This window comes from Streptomyces sp. NPDC111606 (assembly GCF_055656945.1).
Map to the genome: position 1 here is coordinate 546658 of NZ_JBVKBY010000002.1, position 17685 is coordinate 564342.

Annotated in this window: 12 protein-coding genes; 10 read left to right on the plus strand and 2 right to left on the minus strand. The window is 71.8% G+C overall.

The features are described 5' to 3' along the window. Window positions 1-65 precede the first annotated feature (65 nt). A complete protein-coding gene (locus ACZ7M7_RS10335) occupies window positions 66-2882 on the minus strand; it encodes a lysylphosphatidylglycerol synthase transmembrane domain-containing protein (RefSeq protein WP_472114742.1) in 2817 nt (938 codons plus the stop codon). A 186-nt stretch (window positions 2883-3068) separates the two neighbouring features. Between ACZ7M7_RS10335 and ACZ7M7_RS10340 the strand changes: the two genes are divergently transcribed. The 5 genes from ACZ7M7_RS10340 (at window position 3069) to nudC (ending at window position 13289) form a co-directional block, all read left to right on the plus strand. Beyond that, entirely contained in the window at window positions 3069-3476 is a 408-nt protein-coding gene (locus ACZ7M7_RS10340) for an MGMT family protein (RefSeq protein ID WP_472114745.1), read from the plus strand. Between the two features lie 257 nt (window positions 3477-3733). After that, a complete protein-coding gene (locus ACZ7M7_RS10345) occupies window positions 3734-7126 on the plus strand; it encodes an ATP-dependent helicase (protein WP_472114748.1) in 3393 nt (1130 codons plus the stop codon). 114 nt (window positions 7127-7240) lie between these two features. Beyond that, on the plus strand, window positions 7241-10777 hold the full coding sequence (locus tag ACZ7M7_RS10350) for a UvrD-helicase domain-containing protein (protein ID WP_472114751.1): 3537 nt from the start codon (window positions 7241-7243) through the stop codon (window positions 10775-10777). A gap of 10 nt (window positions 10778-10787) precedes the next feature. Next, window positions 10788-12191 carry a dipeptidase gene (locus tag ACZ7M7_RS10355; RefSeq protein ID WP_472114754.1) on the plus strand — a complete coding sequence of 468 codons (1404 nt, stop codon included), beginning with the start codon at window positions 10788-10790 and terminating at the stop codon, window positions 12189-12191. A gap of 156 nt (window positions 12192-12347) precedes the next feature. After that, window positions 12348-13289: an NAD(+) diphosphatase gene (gene nudC, locus ACZ7M7_RS10360; RefSeq protein ID WP_383603065.1), complete on the plus strand. Its 942-nt coding sequence runs from the start codon at window positions 12348-12350 to the stop codon at window positions 13287-13289. A gap of 68 nt (window positions 13290-13357) precedes the next feature. Here nudC and ACZ7M7_RS10365 read toward each other — a convergent pair whose 3' ends face one another. Next, window positions 13358-13600: a mycoredoxin gene (locus tag ACZ7M7_RS10365; RefSeq protein ID WP_383603062.1), complete on the minus strand. Its 243-nt coding sequence runs from the start codon at window positions 13598-13600 to the stop codon at window positions 13358-13360. Between the two features lie 185 nt (window positions 13601-13785). Between ACZ7M7_RS10365 and ACZ7M7_RS10370 the strand changes: the two genes are divergently transcribed. From ACZ7M7_RS10370 to ACZ7M7_RS10390, 5 genes are all read left to right on the plus strand, one after another. Continuing rightward, the gene (locus ACZ7M7_RS10370) at window positions 13786-15981 is read left to right on the plus strand and encodes an ATP-dependent DNA helicase UvrD2 (RefSeq protein ID WP_472114757.1); all 2196 of its coding nucleotides are present in this window, start codon (window positions 13786-13788) and stop codon (window positions 15979-15981) included. Window positions 15982-16146: 165 nt separating this feature from the next. Then, window positions 16147-16473, plus strand: coding sequence for a hypothetical protein (locus tag ACZ7M7_RS10375; protein WP_383603057.1), 327 nt, complete (start codon window positions 16147-16149; stop codon window positions 16471-16473). A 174-nt stretch (window positions 16474-16647) separates the two neighbouring features. After that, on the plus strand, window positions 16648-17016 hold the full coding sequence (locus ACZ7M7_RS10380) for a WhiB family transcriptional regulator (protein WP_383603054.1): 369 nt from the start codon (window positions 16648-16650) through the stop codon (window positions 17014-17016). Next, window positions 17013-17336, plus strand: coding sequence for a hypothetical protein (locus tag ACZ7M7_RS10385; RefSeq protein ID WP_383603051.1), 324 nt, complete (start codon window positions 17013-17015; stop codon window positions 17334-17336). Before ACZ7M7_RS10380 ends, ACZ7M7_RS10385 begins: the two co-directional genes overlap by 4 nt. A 137-nt stretch (window positions 17337-17473) precedes the next feature. Next, window positions 17474-17683 (plus strand): hypothetical protein, encoded by a 210-nt coding sequence (locus ACZ7M7_RS10390; protein WP_383603047.1) that lies wholly within the window; start codon window positions 17474-17476, stop codon window positions 17681-17683. Window positions 17684-17685: the final 2 nt, after the last annotated feature.

Genomic DNA, 17685 nt, shown 5'->3' on the forward strand with positions numbered 1-17685 from the left:
CTCACCCGCTTCCGTGCCCTTACAACGTACGACGCCCTGGTCCCCGTAGGACAAGACCGCTCGTATCACAGCGCGCCCTTGCGGGTCAGGTGGTTGAAGGCCAGCCAGCCCGGCAGCACCGGCAGCCACAGTGTCAGCAGCCGGAACAGCAGCACCGACGGTGCGGCGACCTCGCTCGGCAGGCCCACGGCGATGAGACCGACCGTCAGGGTGGCCTCCACGGCGCCGACGCCGCCCGGGGTCGGGGCCGCGGAGCCGAGGGCGTTGCCCGCGAGGAAGACGACGGCCACGCTGGCGATGCTGATCGAGGTCCCCTCGCTGCCGAACGCCCTGATCGACGCGTCCAGGCACATCACGAAGCAGGCGGTCAACAGCAGCATGCCGCCGATGCCGGTGACCAGCTTCTGCGGCCGCTGCAGCACGTCGAGCATGCGCGGCACGACACCCGCGAACAGCGACCTCACGCGCGTGACGACGAACTTCCGCAGGAACGGCACCGACGTCACCACGAGCACCAGTACCGCCACCGTCAGCAGACCCGCGATGACGGTCCGGGACGGCGACAGCGACGGCGTCTTCTCGGTGCCGGTCAGATAGCCGAAGGACAGCAGCATCAGGATGTGGCAGCCGAGCCCGAACAGCTGCGACGCGCCGACGCTCGCCACCGCGAGTCCCGGCCGCACGCCCGCGCGCTGCAGGAACCGCGTGTTGAGGGCGACCCCACCGACCGCGGCCGGCGCGACGATCTTCACGAAGGACCCGGCGACCTGCGCCGACACGGTCCGCCGGAACGGCACCCGCTCGGGCACGAACCCCAGCAGCGCCATCGCCGCGGCGAAGTAGCTGGCCGCCGAGAACAGCACGGCCGCGGCCACCCAGCCCCACTGGGCGTTGGCGATGAGCGGACCGAACTCGATGTGTGTGAGCTGCGTCAGCAGGAAGTACGCGCCGATGGCACCGGCGATGAAGCTGATCAGCGTGCGCGGCCGCACCCGCTCCAGCCGGGCCGGTTCGACGGGGGCCTGCGGCCTGATGAGGAGCACCTCGTGGCGGATCTGCGTGAGCAGATCCTCCTCGCGCGCCTCGTCCAGTGCCTCGTCGATGGCCCGCTTCTCGGCCCGCGCTTGCGCCCGTACGGTCTTCTTGTCCGGCTTGTCGAGCTTCTTCTCAAGCTCCTCTTCCGGCTTGTCGAGTACCGGCCCGCCATCGTCCGCGGCCTCCTCGGTGCGTGCGTGCTTGGCGACCCGCGAGGCCTCCAGCACCGCCTCACGCTCGCGCTCGGCCCTCTCGCGGGCGAGTCTGCGCAGCGTCGCGCGTGTGGAGCGGCTCAGCGCGATGGGCTGCAGCATCGGCAGACAGTCGGCCACGGCGTCCGGACCGAGCACGCCCACCGCCGAGGCCACCGCGCGCTCGGCGCCCACGCGCAGGCCGAGCGTCACCAGCAGCTGGGAGATGTCCATGCGCAGCAGCAGATTGTTCGCCGCGATCTCGCCGATCCGCAGGTCGGTGATGATCACCTTGCCGGAACGATCCACCAGAATCGCGTCACCCACCAGTCTGCGGTGGGCGATGCGGCGGGACTGCAGCGCCTTCACCTGGAGCCAGGTGCCGCGCAGCAGGTCGTCGGTGATCTCCTCGTCCGGCAGCGAGTCCAGGGTGTGCCCGCCGGTGTGCTCGTAGACCAGCATCACGGCGTCCGGGCCGAGCTCGGAGGTGGCGATCAGCTTGGGCGCGTTGGCGCCGGCCGCGATCGCCGCGTAGGCGAGCAGCGCCTCCTGCTCCAGGGCCTGGCGCAGCGACTGGAGGCTGCTGCGGGTGGCGAAGCCGCGCAGCGTCAGATTGCGCCACGCGCGGTAGAAGAAGCCCTGGGCCTGCTGCTCCCGGTCGACCACCGTGACATCGAGCGGGCGACCCTCCTCAAGGGTGACGAAGTAGCGCCGGCCTCGGTCGCCGGACTCCTCGGACACCTCCTCGCGGGCCGCGCTCACCGGGCGGAAGCCGACGTGCCTGAGGCCCGCCATCAGGGTCCGCCCCGTGGGCCGGACGTTGGGCGAGCCGACCGCGTACAGCGTGCCGTAGGCGACGGTCCAGCCGATCAGCAGCGTCAGGAGGATCGAGAACGGCGTGGTGTAGCCGGTGACCAGCATGGAGAAGGCGTACAGGACCAGGACCGCCCACAGGACCGCACGCCAGCGGGGTCTGCGGGACATGCCCACGGCCGTCATGTACGCGATGACCGGGGCGAGGTACCCGTGTACCGGGTCGGTCAGGGAACCCACGTCGCCGGGGGAGGGCTGGGTGAGCGCGTCCCGGATGGAGTCCGGGGCGGCCCGCGCGACCCACAGGTCGGTGGCGAGCGTCACGCCGTGAGCGAGGACGGCGGCGAGGACGCCGTCGGCGATCCGCAGCCCGTCCCGCTTGATCAGGCGCTCGATCGCGAAGGCGACGGGCACCAGCAGGATCGCGATGCTGGACACGAGCCCGGCGATCTTGCTGAACAAGTCGGGCGCCTGCCCGGTGCCCTTGTTGATGTCCTGCTCGAGACCCGAGGTGGTGCCGTGCGCGAACGCGGCGATCGCGAGCAGCAGGGCGATGCCCAGCACACCCACGAGGAGCCGCATGAGGTCGGAGGGACGGTGCACACGCGCGGGGAGCAGGGGTTCGTCGCCCTCGACCTCGTCGGCGTGCACCTCTTCGAGGTCGTACCCGGCCTTCCCCTCGACGGCCTTGCGGCCGGCGTCGCTCGCGCCGGCGCCCTTGCCGGGCTCGTCCTTCTTGCCGCCGTCGCCGGAGTCCTTCTTGTCGGCGTTCGCGGTGTCCGGGCGCGACGAAGCGTCAGAGGTGCTTTCCGCGTCCTCCGGGTGCACACCCTGCTGCTTCATCGTCTCTTCTTGGTCTCGTATCACCAGTCACCGCCCGCACGATGGTGGCATGCCCCACCGACACACGGGGGCATGAGGGTGCAAATGCGGGGGCGCACAGTCTGCCCGAAGCTTCGCCTCCGGGCGAGGCATACGCACAGTGGCGAGCGCGTCACATTGTCGGTGGGGTGCGGCAGGATGGGCCGGATGAGCGAGGAGAGCCTTCCGGACGACACCCGCGCGGAGTACGACCGGGCCCGCCCGGAGCACGTGGACCCGCTGCCGGAGTACGCCGAGCGCGTACTCGAGGTCGCCGACCTGATTCCGCCCGGACGTGTCATGACGTACGGAGACGTCGCGGAGTGGCTGGAGCAGGGCGGCCCCCGGCAGGTCGGCCGAGTGATGGCCCTCTACGGGGGCGCCGTTCCGTGGTGGCGGGTGGTCCGCGCGGACGGGGCCCTGCTGCCCGGCCACGAGCTGCGGGCGCTGGAGCACTACCGCGCGGAAAGCACACCGCTGAAGGAGGCGAGCAGGGCCGCCGAGGGCCACATGCCGCGCCTCGACATGAGACGGGCGCGCTGGGACGGCGGCGAACGCGCACAGGGTCACACCTGACAGCTTCCGCCATCGGACGGCCCGCTGTGTGACCTGTGATCCGTACGGGGGAAAGGGGGCACGTCCGTGGCATGACGTACGTTCGTGAGTCGAGGGACGCACGTGCCACGAGTGGCCGGAGGGATGAACCGGAAGCCCTGCTTCCGCGCCACCCCGCGGCGTAGCGTCGGCTGCACGTGTCGCCCTCACCTCGCAGCCACCGCCCTCCACGCGCGAGGAGCGACCCACCAGCACACCCACCAGGACCGGCGAACCACGTGAGCTCCTCTTTCTCCACCAGGCGCCTGTCGCACCCCCAGGTGCGACAGGGGGCCCGTGGCGCTTACCGGCTGGTGCGTACCCCGCCGGTCCGAGTGGCTCCCCCTCGTCTTGACGCCGCACAGCGCGCCGTGGTTGACCATGCCGGCGGTCCGCTTCTCGTTCTCGCAGGTCCGGGCACCGGTAAGACCACCACGCTCGTCGAGTCGGTGGCGGAGCGCATCGCTCGCGGCTCGGACCCCGAGCGCATCCTGGTGCTGACTTTCAGCCGCAAGGCCGCCGTGGAGCTGCGCGACCGCATGGCGCTGCGCATCGGGGCGGCGCGTGCGCCCCAGGCGACCACGTTCCACTCGTTCTGCTACGCACTGGTCCGCACCCACCAGGACAGCGATCTGTTCGTGGAGCCGCTGCGGCTGCTGTCCGGCCCGGAGCAGGACGTGGCCGTGCGGGAGCTGCTCGCGGGCCAGCCGGACCTGGAGCGGCTCGGCCTCGCACATGTGCGCTGGCCGGACGAGCTGCGCGCCTGCCTGACCACCCGAGGCTTCGCCGACGAGGTCCGCGCGGTCCTCGCCCGCAGCCGAGAACTGGGCCTCGGCCCGGACGCCCTGGACGCCTTCGCCCGCCGCATCGGCCGCCCCGACTGGCGCGCCGCGGCGTCCTTCCTCGCCGAGTACCTCGACGTGCTCGACATGCAGGGCGTGCTCGACTACGCCGAGCTCGTCCACCGCGCGGTGCTCCTCGCCCGCCGCCCCGAGGCCGCCGAACGGCTCGCCGCGCAGTACGACGCCGTCTACGTCGACGAGTACCAGGACACCGATCCGGCCCAGGTACGGCTGCTGCACGCCCTCGCCGGCGGCGGACGGACCCTCGTGGCCTTCGGCGACCCCGACCAGTCGATCTACGCCTTCCGGGGCGCCGACGTGAACGGCATCCTGGAGTTCCCGCACGCCTTCCCGCGCGCGGACGGCCACCCCGCGCGCGTGGATGTCCTGCGCACCTCCCGCCGCTCCGGCGCCGCCCTGCTGGCCGCGACCCGGCTGCTGACCCAGCGCATGCCGCTGACCCGCCTGCCGGCGGAGAAGGTACGCGCCCACCGCGAGCTGGCGCCGGTCCGTGAGGGCGGCCGCGTGGAGGTCTTCACGTACCCGACGCCCGGCACCGAGCTGGACAACGTCGCCGACATCCTGCGCAGGGCGCATCTGGAGGACGGCGTTCCGTGGGGCGAGATGGCCGTACTGGTGCGTGCCGGGTCGCGCACGATCCCGACCGTGCGCCGGACGCTCACGGCGGCCGGAGTGCCCCTCGACATCGACGGCGACGACCTGCCGCTGAGGCATGAGCCGGCGGTGGCGCCACTGCTGACGGCACTGCGGGCGGTGGCCACGGCCGAGGCGGCCCTGGCGCCAGAGTCGGCCGACGAGGGCGTACGGCGCGAACCCGAGGGTGAGGACGCAGGGCCGCAGGACGGCGACGCCGTCGGCGACGACTCCACGGACGACGCCGCCACCTCCTGGCTCGACACCGAGACCGCCCTGACCCTCCTCGCCTCGCCCCTCGCGGGCATGGACGCCGCCGACCTGCGCCGCCTCGGGCGGGCCCTGCGCGACGAGGAGCGGGCCGCGGGAAACCCCCTGCCGCGCCCCTCCGACGACCTGCTCGCGCGGGCGCTCGCCGAGCCGGAGCGCCTGGCCGTGCACGACCCCGCGTACGCGCGGGGCGCCCAACGCCTCGGCGCGCTGCTGCGCAAGGCCCGTGAGCGCCTTGCGAGCGGCGGTACGGCCGAGGAGGCGCTGTGGGACCTGTGGGAGGGCACGCCGTGGCCCACGCGCCTGGAGCGGACCGCCCGCCGCGGCGGCGCGGCCGGCCGCAACGCCGACCGTGACCTCGACGCCGTATGCGCACTGTTCGCGACAGCGACCCGCGCGGAGGAGCGCACCGGCGGGCGGGGCGCCCTGAACTTCCTGGAGGAGATCGAGGCCGAGGACATCGCCGCAGACACCCTCACGCGGCGTGCCGTACGCCCCGACGCCGTGCGCCTGATGACCGCGCACCGCTCCAAGGGCCTCGAGTGGCGCCTGGTCGTCGTCGCGGGCGTCCAGGAGGGCCTGTGGCCGGACCTGCGCCGGCGCGGCTCCCTCCTGGAGGCCGACCGGATCGGCCGTGACGGACTCGCCGAACCGCTCACCCCGGGCGCGCTGTTGGCGGAGGAGCGCCGCCTGTTCTACGTCGCCGCCACACGCGCGCGTGAACGCCTCGTCGTCACCGCAGTGAAGGCCCCGGCGGACGACGGCGACCAGCCCTCCCGCTTCCTGACCGAACTCGGCGTGGAACCGAGAGACGTGACCGGCCGCCCACGCCGCCCGCTGTCCGTCGCCGCGCTCGTCGCCGAACTCCGGGCGACAACGGTCGACCCGCGCGCGTCGGACACCCTCCGGGAGGCCGCCGCCCGCCGCCTGGCCCGACTCGCCGCGCTCGCCGACGAGGACGGCCGCCCGCTGGTCCCCGCCGCGCACCCCTATCGCTGGTGGGGCATGTTCGAGCCGACCGAGTCCAAGGTGCCGCTGCGCAACCGCGACCAGCCCGTCGTGCTCTCCGGAAGCGCCCTCGACCAACTCGCCAACACCTGCGCCCTGCAGTGGTTCCTGGGCCGCGAGGTGAAGGCCGACGCGCCCGCGACGGTCGCCCAGGGCTTCGGCAACGTGGTGCATGTTCTCGCCGACGAGGTCGCCTCCGGACACACCCCGGCCGACCTCGACGTCCTCATGGAGCGCCTCGACTCCGTGTGGAACGCGATCGCCTTCGACGCGCCCTGGAAGTCGGCGCAGGAGAAGGGCAACGCGCGCGTGGCGCTCGAACGCTTCCTCAAGTGGCACGTGATGGACCGCGCGGGGCGAACTCCGGTGGCGAGCGAGCACGACTTCGACGTCACCCTGGGCGCGGGCGAGTTCGAGGTGCGCATCCGTGGCCAGATGGACCGCGTCGAGGCCGACGGCGATGGGCGTGCCTACGTGGTCGACTTCAAGACCGGCAAGCAGGCCCCCAGCGCGGCCGAGGTGGCCCGCCACCCGCAGCTCGCCGTCTATCAGCTCGCCGTCAGCGAGGGCGCCGTCGACGAGGCCTTCGACGGCGTACGCCCCGAGCCGGGCGGCGCCGAACTCGTCCAGCTGCGCCAGGGCGCCCCCAAGCGCGACGGCGGCGAGACGCTTCCCAAGGTGCAGGGACAGGAGCCCCTGGAAGGCGCGGAGGGGGAGTGGGTCGGTGACCTGCTGGCCACGGCGGCGGGCAAGGTCCTGGACGAGCGGTTCACCCCCACAGCGGGCCAGCACTGCACCCACTGCGCGTTCCGGGCGTCGTGCAGCGCGCGGCCCGAGGGACGGCACGTGATCGAATAACGCATCGTCAGTAGCTGAAGTGACCGATCGCACCGCCCGTGCTGACCTGCGCTTCTTTCGGCCCGAAGGCTGATCCGGCATCGACTGTCAGTGCCCGCCGCTAGCCTCTCTGAGGTGTCCGCCCGTATCACCGATCCCGAGCAGCTCAAGGAGCTCCTCGGCATCCCGTTCACTCCGGAGCAGACGGCCTGCATCACCGCGCCGCCCGCCCCGCAGGTCATCGTGGCCGGAGCCGGATCGGGCAAGACGACGGTGATGGCGGCACGCGTGGTGTGGCTGGTCGGCACCGGCCAGGTCGCCCCCGAACAGGTCCTCGGCCTGACCTTCACCAACAAGGCCGCCGGTGAACTCGCCGAGCGCGTCCGCAAGGCGCTCATCAAGGCCGGCGTCACCGACCCCGACGTCATCGACCCGGACAACCCGCCGGGTGAACCGGTGATCTCGACGTACCACGCCTTCGCCGGCCGCCTGCTGACCGACCACGGCCTGCGCATCGGCCTCGAACCGACGTCCCGCCTGCTCGCCGACGCCACCCGCTACCAACTCGCCGCGCGCGTGCTGCGCGAGGCCCCGGGCCCGTACCCGGCACTCACCCGCTCCTTCGCCGACCTGGTCAGCGACCTCCTCACCCTCGACGCCGAACTCGCCGAGCACCTCGTACGGCCCGAAGCCCTGCGCGCGTACGACGCCGGGCTGCTGCTCACCATGCAAGGCGCCAGGCTCACCAACGCCGATCTGCGCAAGGTCCCCGAGGCGGCCGCGGCCCGCCGGGAACTGGCCGACCTCGTGCGCCGCTACCGCGCGGCCAAGCGGGAGCGGGACCTGCTCGACTTCGGAGACCAGATCGCCCTGTCGGCACAGCTCGCCGGGATCCCCGAGGTGGGCCCCATCCTGCGCGACGAGTTCCGCGTGGTCCTCCTGGACGAGTACCAGGACACGTCCGTCGCCCAACGCGTCCTCCTTGCGGGCCTGTTCGGGGGCGGCACCGGCCACCCGGTGACCGCCGTCGGCGACCCCTGCCAGGCGATCTACGGCTGGCGCGGCGCCTCCGTCGCCAACCTCGACGATTTCCCCGAGCACTTCGCGCACGCCGACGGCCGCCCCGCCGCCCGCCAGGCGCTCAGCGAGAACCGCCGCAGCGGCGGCCGCCTCCTCGACCTCGCCAACGGTCTCGCCGGGCCGCTGCGCGCCATGCACGCGGGCGTGGAGGCCCTGCGCCCGGCCCCGGGCGCCGAGCGTGACGGCACGGTTCGCTGCGCCCTCCTGCCCACCCATGCGGAGGAGATCGACTGGATCGCCGACTCCGTCGCGCATCTCGTCCGCACCGGCAAGGAACCCGGCGAGATCGCCGTCCTGTGCCGCACGGCGACCGACTTCGCCGAGATCCAGGCCGCGCTCGTCGCCCGGGACATCCCCGTCGAGGTGGTCGGCCTGTCCGGGCTGCTCCATCTGCCCGAAATCGCGGACCTGGTCGCCGTCTGCGAGGTACTCCAGGACCCCGGAGCCAACGCCGCCCTGGTCCGCCTTCTCACCGGCCCGCGCTGGCGCATCGGCCCGCGCGACCTCGCTCTCCTGGGGCGCCGCGCACGGCGGTTGGTGTCCCACGCGCGCGTGGACGGCGACGACGACCCGGACCGCCGCCTAGCCGAGGCCGTCGAAGGGGTCGACCCCGCCGAGGTCATCTCGCTCGCGGACGCCCTCGACACGTTCCTTGAGACGCCGATGGACGGCCACGGTGACGACGACGGGCTGCCCTTCTCGCCGGACGCGCGCGTGCGGTTCGCGCGCCTGGCCACCGAACTGCGCGACCTGCGCCGCTCCCTGTCCGACCCGCTGATGGACGTACTCCACCGCGTCCTCGCCGTCACCGGCCTGGAAGTGGAGCTGTCGGCGTCCCCGCATGCGCTGGCCGCCCGCCGCCGCGAGACCTTGTCCAACTTCCTCGACATCGCCGCCTCCTTCGCGGCCGGCGACAATGAGGCGTCCCTGCTCGCCTTCCTCGGCTTCCTTCGCACCGCGGCCCAGTACGAGAAGGGGCTCGACAACGCCCTCCCGGGCGGCGAGAACACCGTCAAGGTGCTCACCGCGCACAAGTCCAAGGGCCTGGAGTGGGACGTCGTCGCCGTCCCCGGACTGGTCACGGGCACCTTCCCCAGCACCCAGGGCCGCGAGAAGTGGACCGCGCAGGGCAAGGTCCTCCCGCACGAACTGCGCGGCGACACCGACACGCTCCCGGACGTCGCCTCCTGGGACTCCCGCGGCCTGAAGGCCTTCCACGAGGCCATGAAGGACCACCAGCACACCGAGGAACTCCGCCTCGGCTACGTCACCTTCACCCGCCCCCGCTCCCTGCTCATCGGCTCCGGCCACTGGTGGGGCCCCAGCCAGAAGAAACCCCGCGGACCCTCCGACTTCCTGCAGGCTCTGTACGACCACTGTGCGGCCGGGTACGGCGAGATCGAGGCCTGGGCCGACGAGCCGGCCGAGGACGAGGAGAACCCGGCCCTGCACCGGGAGGACGCCGGCCAGCTGTGGCCCCTGCCCCTCGACGAGACGGCCCTGGCCCGACGCCGGGCCGCCGCCGAGACGGTCCTGGCCCACCTGGAGACCCTCACCCTCCACGAGGACGGCCACGCCGTCGCGCACGACCCGGACACGTACGACGATCCGGACTGGCCTCCGCCGCCGGACGACGACGCGTTCGCGGACGATGTGCCCGACGAGGACGATCCCTTCGCCGACGAGACCTTTGGCGACGAGTCCTTTGCCGACGACCAGTCGTCCGAGGCGGACCCCGGCAACCGTGATTCCTGGCCCACCGGCCGCCCGACCATCCCGCACCAGGCGACATCCCCGGAGCCCCCTGCCGGACCACCCGCACGCCGCCGTCTCACGGAACCGGAACCCCTCACCCCTGAGGAGACCCGCACCCTCGCTTCCTGGGACCGCGACCTCGACGCCCTCACCGGAGAGCTCCTGCGCGCCCGCGCGAGCGTCACCGACGTACCCCTGCCCGCGTCGCTGACCGCGTCCCAGCTGATGCGGCTGGCCGCCGACCCGGACGGGTTCGCGCAGGAACTCGCGCGCCCCATGCCGCGCCCGCCTCAACCCGCCGCGCGCCGCGGCACCCGATTCCACGCCTGGGTCGAGGCCCGCTTCGAAGAACTCACGCTGCCCATGCTGGAGCCGGACGACCTGCCCGGCAGCGAGGCCGAGATCGCCGACGAGCGCGACCTGGAGGCCCTCAAGGACGCCTTCGAGCGCACCGAGTACGCGCACCGGACGCCGTACCGGGTCGAGGCCCCTTTCCAGGTCGCGATCGCGGGGCGCGTCGTAAGAGGCCGTATCGACGCCGTCTACAAGGAGGGCGACGGCGACGGGGCGACGTACGAGATCGTCGACTGGAAGACCAACCGGACCCGCACCGCCGACCCGCTCCAGCTGGCCCTGTACCGGCTCGCCTGGGCCGAGCAGGAGGGCGTGCCGCTGGGATCGGTCAACGCCTCGTTCCTTTACGTCCGCAGCGGCGAGGTCGTACGACCGGACGATCTGCCGGACCGGACGGCACTGGAGCGGCTGCTGACCGAGGACCCGGTCACGGAGGCGGAGTGTGAGGAACCGCCCACCGAGGATGTCGGTGCGGGCCGATAGGCTCGTGACCATGAGCCAGACCCCGGACAGCGCTGTCCGCACGTACATCGAGCAGCACCGCGCCGCCTTCCTCGACGACCTCGCCGAGTGGCTGCGCATACCGTCCGTGTCGGCCCAGCCCGACCACGCTCCCGACGTACGCCGCAGCGCTGACTGGCTCGCCGCCAAGCTTAAGGAGACCGGCTTCCCGATCGCCGAGGTCTGGCCGACGGCGGGCGCGCCAGCCGTCTTCGCCGAGTGGCCCTCCGACGATCCGAAGGCTCCCACGGTCCTCGTCTACGGCCACCATGACGTGCAGCCCGCCGCCCTTGAGGACGGCTGGGACAGCGAGCCCTTCGAGCCCGTCGTCCGAGAAGGACGCCTCTACGCGCGCGGGGCGGCCGACGACAAGGGCCAGGTGTTCTTCCACACCCTCGGCGTCCGCGCCCACCTCGCGACCACCGGCCGCACCACCCCGGCCGTGCACCTGAAGCTGCTGATCGAGGGCGAGGAGGAGTCCGGCTCCCCGCACTTCCGCGCTCTCGTCGAGGAGAACGCCGAGCGGCTCGCGGCCGACGCCGTGATCGTGTCCGACACCGGCATGTGGTCCGAGGACACCCCCACCGTGTGCACCGGCATGCGCGGTCTGGCCGAGTGCGAGATCCGGCTGTACGGCCCCGACCAGGACATCCACTCCGGCTCCTTCGGTGGCGCCGTCCCCAACCCGGCGACCGCTGCCGCCCGCCTGGTCGCCGCCCTGCACGACGAGCACGCGCGCGTGGCGATCCCCGGCTTCTACGACGGCATCGTCGAACTGACCGACCGCGAGCGCGAGCTCTTCGCCGAGCTGCCCTTCGACGAGCAGCAGTGGCTGCGCACCGCCAAGTCGTACGCCACCCAGGGCGAGGCCGGGCACACCACCCTGGAGCGTGTCTGGGCCCGCCCCACCGCCGAGGTCAACGGCATCGGTGGCGGCTACCAGGGCCCCGGCAGCAAGACGATCATCCCGTCCTCCGCCATGGTGAAGCTCTCCTTCCGGCTGGTCGCGGGACAGGAGCCCGACCACATCGAGAAGGCCGTCCGCGCGTGGGCCGACGCTCAGGTGCCCGCCGGTATCCGTTGCGAGATCACGTTCAGCGGGGCCACGCGCCCGTGCCTGACGCCGCTGGACCACCCCGCCCTGCAGTCCGTCGTACGCGCCATGAGCCGCGCCTTCGAGGGCCCGGTCCGCTTCACCCGCGAAGGCGGTTCGGGCCCCGCCGCCGACCTCCAGGACGTCCTCGGCGCACCCGTGCTCTTCCTGGGCATCTCCGTCCCCTCCGACGGCTGGCACGCCCCGAACGAGAAGGTCGAGCTCGATCTGCTGCTCAAAGGCGTCGAGACCACCGCCTACCTGTGGGGCGACCTGGCCGCGAACTGGCGTCATGCGCCCTGACCCACCTGGGCCGTCCGGACGGGCATCGCGCGCGGGGCACACTGAAACAGCCGCCCCGCACCGCCGAGCCCCGATGGACCCGGTCGCCTCCCGTCGCACGTCCCGCCGATCCACCCGCCGAAGCACACCGTTCCACTGGGGGAGTTGGAAGCACCCGTGACCACTTCGACCGACCACACCGCCGACCGCCCCATCTCGCTCACCGCGCCGAGCGGCATCGACCGCGCCGCCCACCACCGGCTCGACGAGGCCTGGCTCGCGGCGGCATGGAGCCACCCCACGACCCGCTGCTTCGTGGTCTCCGGCGGTCAGGTCCTCGTCGACGAGACGGCGGACGGCCGCACCGAACTCGTCATGACCCCCTCCTTCGAGGCCCCTCTCACCGAGGCGCACCGCTACTTCCTCGGCATCGACGAGGACGGCGTCAGCTACTTCGCCCTTCAGAAGGACGCACTGCCCGGCCGTATCGACCAGTCCGCCCGTCCGGCCGGCCTGCGCGAGGCGGGCCTGCTGCTGTCACCGCGCGACGCCGGCCTGATGGTGCACGCCGTCGGCCTGGAGAACTGGCAGCGCACCCACCGCTTCTGCTCCCGCTGCGGCGAGCGGACCGTGATCGCCGCGGCCGGCCACATCCGCCGCTGCCCCGCGTGTGGCGCCGAGCACTACCCGCGCACCGACCCCGCAGTGATCATGGCCGTCACCGACGAGGACGACCGCATCCTGCTCGGCCGCCAGGTCCACTGGCCCGAGGGCCGCTTCTCCACGCTCGCCGGATTCGTCGAGCCGGGCGAGTCCATCGAGCAGACGGTGCGCCGCGAGGTCTACGAGGAGGCTGGTATCAGCGTCGGTCAGGTCGAGTACGTCGCCAGCCAGCCCTGGCCCTTCCCCTCCAGCCTCATGCTCGGCTTCATGGCCCGCGCCACCTCCACGGAGGTCAACGTCGACGGCGACGAGATCCACGAGGCCCGCTGGTTCTCCCGCGAGGAACTGCACGCAGCCTTCGAATCCGGCGAGGTCATGCCGCCGTACGGCATCTCGATCGCGGCCCGTCTGATCGAGCTCTGGTACGGCAAGCCGCTGCCGACCCGCAGCGTCTGAGCGCAAAGAGAGGGTGGCCGCCCCGAGCCGGGACGGCCACCCTCTTCATGCGCTTGGATGCGCGTCGGTCACACGCCGATCTTCTGCTTCACCTGAGCCAGCGACGGGTTCGTCAGCGTCGAACCATCCCCGAACAGCACAGTAGGTACCGTCTGATTCCCGCCATTCGCCTTCTCGACGAACGCCGCGGAGTCCGGGTCCTGCTCGATGTTGATCTCGGTGTACGCGATGCCCTCACGCTCCAGCTGCTTCTTCAGCCGCTGGCAGTAGCCGCACCACGTGGTGCTGTACATCGTCACAGTGCCCTGCATGTCTCGCGCGCTCCTCTGATGGCTCGGGGAAACAGGTCGTCCGATGAGGGAACGTACGCGACAGCGGCGCCATTCCCGCCCGGGGTATGGCCGGGCACGTGACGCCTGCCGCATCAGTACGACTAACGGTGCCTGCCTGTGGACAACCGGCACAGCCGTCTCCGGCGACCTGGCAGCATGGCCGTGTGACAGCAGCAACGCACTCCACCCTCTTCCCGCAGGTACCGGACTCTGCCGATGCGGTGCTCGAAGGGCTCGACCCCGAGCAGCGCGAGGTGGCCACCGCCCTGCACGGGCCGGTGTGCGTGCTCGCGGGCGCCGGCACGGGCAAGACCCGGGCGATCACCCACCGCATCGCCTACGGGGTGCGTGCGGGCATCCTCCAGCCCTCCAGCGTGCTCGCCGTCACCTTTACCAACCGGGCCGCCGGAGAGATGCGCGGCCGACTGCGTCAGCTCGGCGCCGCCGGGGTGCAGGCGCGTACGTTCCACTCGGCCGCCCTGCGCCAGCTCCAGTACTTCTGGCCGAAAGCGGTCGGTGGCTCCATGCCGCGGCTCGTCGACCGCAAGATCCAGCTCGTCGCCGACGCGGCCGCCGCCTGCCGCATCCGCCTCGACCGCAACGAGCTGCGGGACGTCACCGCCGAGATCGAGTGGTCCAAGGTCACCCGGACCGTCCCCGCCGACTATCCGCCGGCCATCGCCAAGGCGGGCCGCGACGCCCCCCGCGACCCGGCCGAGATCGCCCAGATCTACAACGTCTACGAGGACCTCAAGCGGGACCGCTCGGTCATCGACTTCGAGGACGTCCTGCTGCTCACCGTCGGCATCCTCCAGGACCGGCACGACATCGCCGACCAGGTCCGCTCCCAGTACCAGCACTTCGTGGTCGACGAGTACCAGGACGTCAGCCCGCTCCAGCAGCGCCTGCTGGAGCTGTGGCTCGGCGACCGGGACAACCTGTGCGTGGTCGGCGATGCCAGCCAGACGATCTACTCGTTCACGGGAGCAACTCCCGACCATCTGCTCGACTTCCGCACCCGTCATCCCGGCGCCACCGTCGTCAAGCTGGTCCGCGACTACCGCTCCACCCCCCAGGTCGTCCACCTCGCCAACGGTGTGCTCGCCCAGGCCCGGGGCCGCGCCGCCGACCACCGCCTGGAACTGGTCTCCCAGCGCGACCCGGGCCCCGAGCCCGTGTACACGGAGTACACCGACGAGCCCGCCGAGGCCGAGGGCGCCGCCCGCCGTATCCGGGAACTCATGGACTCCGGTGTTGCGGCGGGCGAGATCGCCATCCTGTTCCGTACGAACTCCCAGTCCGAGACCTACGAGCAGGCCCTCGCCGACGCGGGCGTCCCCTACCAGCTGCGGGGTGCCGAGCGGTTCTTCGACCGCCCCGAGGTGCGCAAGGCGGGCATCGCCCTGCGCGGCGCGGCCCGCTTCGGCGGCAACGACTCGCTCCTCGATGACGCCGTCGACCTGCCCTCGCAGGTACGGGCCGTGCTGTCGGGCGAGGGCTGGACGACCGAGCCCCCGGCCGGCTCCGGCGCCGTCAGAGAGCGCTGGGAGTCGCTGGCCGCCTTGGTGAACCTCGCCCGCGACTTCGCCGCCGCCAAACCTGGCGCCACCCTTGCCGACCTCGTCGCGGAGCTCGACGAGCGGGCGAACGCCCAGCACGCACCGACCGTCCAGGGCGTCACCCTCGCCTCCCTCCACTCGGCCAAGGGCCTGGAGTGGGACGTCGTCTTCCTGGTCGGCGTCGCCGAGGGCATGATGCCGATCACCTACGCAAAGACGGACGAGCAGATCGAGGAGGAACGCCGGCTCCTCTATGTCGGTGTCACTCGCGCCAGGCTGCACCTCCATGTCTCCTGGGCGCTCACCCGCGCACCCGGCGGCCGCCCGAACCGCCGTCCCAGCCGCTTCCTCGACGGACTGCGCCCCGGCTCGGTCGCCACCGCCGGACGCACCGCCGCCGTCGGTTCCGGTGGCGTCGAGCGCGGCTTCACGAGCAAGCCGGACGCCGCCCCGAGACGCACCCAGCGCTCCCCGGCCCGCTGCCGTGTCTGCGGGCGCACCCTCACCGACGCCGGCGAGATGAAGCTGATGCGCTGCGAGGGCTGTCCCTCGGACATGGACGAGGGCCTCTACGAACGACTCCGCGAGTGGCGTGCGGTCCAGGCCCGGCTCAGCGGGCAGCCGGACTTCTGCGTCTTCACGGACCGGACCCTGATGGCCATCGCAGAGGCGGAGCCAGCCAGTCCGGTTGAGCTGTCCCGCATCTCCGGAGTTCTCACGCGGAAGCTGGAGCGCTACGGAGCCGATGTGCTGGCCATCTGTGCAGGCCAGGAGGTTGGGGAGGGCTCCGACGGGGAATGACACGAACTCGTCGAAAAAATAGTTTGCGCATGCCCCAGCAATCCCCATAGGTTCTTAGCCACGGGAACGGAGGCCTTCTCGGAGGCCCCAATTCCGTGTTCTACTTGCATACCCGTCGGACTGGTTCACCCCAGTCCCCCTAGACGCCGAGAGGAGGCGAGTCCAGTGATCAGCATCAACACCAGTTCCATCAGCAGCGTGAAAATGACCGATCGCTCGGTCGTCGCTTCCCTGTGCATGCTCGGCGTCTCGAACCAGGGCACCGGTCTGTCCGGCATCCGTGCCGCCCGTCCGGCGTCCGCCCTGTCTCTCGCGGGTCTCCCTGTCCGTGAGGGCAATGAGCGACCGACCAAGGCACTGGAAGCGGCAGTAGTGGCACAGGCCAAGGCCTATGCCTTTACGGCGACCGGTGCCGGATTCCGGAAGCAGACGAAGCACCACCACCTGATGTGGGCCTTCCGTGGGCCAGAACCCTGGAGTGATCCAGCCTGATCGTTGATCAGGCCGGCGCCTTCAGGGCCGCGGAACCCCATCCGGGATCCGCGGCCCTTCTGTTTGTCCCCGACCAGGGATGACGGAGCGAAGGGGCCTCGGGACAAGAAAGACCCGGTACCAGCCGCCACCCGGCCCAACAGGGCCGGAACGACCAGACGAGGAAGACGAACCGTGCAACTCGAAGCGCACGCCCCGTCCGTACCGCCTTCAGACGTGATCCCCAAGCCCGGCCTCACGGAGGACCCCACCTTGATCCCGCTCACTGCGCTCACCGCGCTCGACGACGCCATCGAGAACCTCGGCGTGCCCGTCCCCTGCCGTTCCTACGACCCGGAGGTCTTCTTCGCCGAGTCGCCGGCGGACGTCGAGTACGCCAAGTCCCTCTGCCGCACCTGCCCGCTGATGGAGGCCTGCCTCGCCGGCGCCAAGGAGCGGCGTGAGCCCTGGGGCGTCTGGGGTGGCGAGCTGTTCGTCCAGGGTGTTGTCGTCGCCCGGAAGCGGCCGCGTGGTCGCCCGCGCAAGAACCCGGTCACGGCATGAACACCGCAGGAACAATCGACCGTCCCTTCACGCACGACCCCCAGAAGCAGGCCCCGATGAAGCCGTCCACCCACGAGCTCGCAGGCTCCGCGCCTGAAGACTTCACCACCAGTGGCGCGAACGACTCGCGTCAGAACAGGAACCGAGAGATGCAACTCATCCAAGAAGCCCTGGCCCGTGCGCATATGCACGAGCGCCGGTACGTGGCCGAGCAGGAACGCCGGGCCGTGCGCCTGGCGACCGCTCGCCGCATGCAGCGTCGGGCCGAACGGGCCTCGCTGCGTGCTCGCCGCGCGCTCGCCATGGCGGTCATGCAGTAACCGACTCCACCGCCAGACGGTGGCCTCCCGACCAGGGAGGCGGTAGTCCCCGCGGGGGCCGGTTCCGTGCGAACGGGACCGGCCCCCGCAGTGCGTTGTGACCGCGAATCAGCCGGCGGCGGCGATATCGTCGCGGAGTGACGAGTCTTCCCGGAGGCAGTGACAACGGCGGTTCCGCCACGGAGCCCCAGCCCCTCGTGTGCGCCCTATGCGGTACCCGGGCCGAGGCCCCGCAACCCACCTGGACCTGCTCCGTGGAGAACGGCACCCGCCGCTACTTCTGCGACACCTGCTCCCGGGAGAACCTCAGAGCGATCGAGGGACGGCTGGACTCGGCCTGGTGGTAGGG

Coding starts and splice junctions, on each gene's coding strand:
- ACZ7M7_RS10385 (WP_383603051.1), top strand. CDS start 17,013: ATGAACACCGCAGGAACAATCGACCGTCCCTTCACGCACGACCCCCAG.
- ACZ7M7_RS10335 (WP_472114742.1), bottom strand. CDS start 2,882: ATGAAGCAGCAGGGTGTGCACCCGGAGGACGCGGAAAGCACCTCTGAC.
- ACZ7M7_RS10355 (WP_472114754.1), top strand. CDS start 10,788: ATGAGCCAGACCCCGGACAGCGCTGTCCGCACGTACATCGAGCAGCAC.
- ACZ7M7_RS10340 (WP_472114745.1), top strand. CDS start 3,069: ATGAGCGAGGAGAGCCTTCCGGACGACACCCGCGCGGAGTACGACCGG.
- ACZ7M7_RS10365 (WP_383603062.1), bottom strand. CDS start 13,600: ATGCAGGGCACTGTGACGATGTACAGCACCACGTGGTGCGGCTACTGC.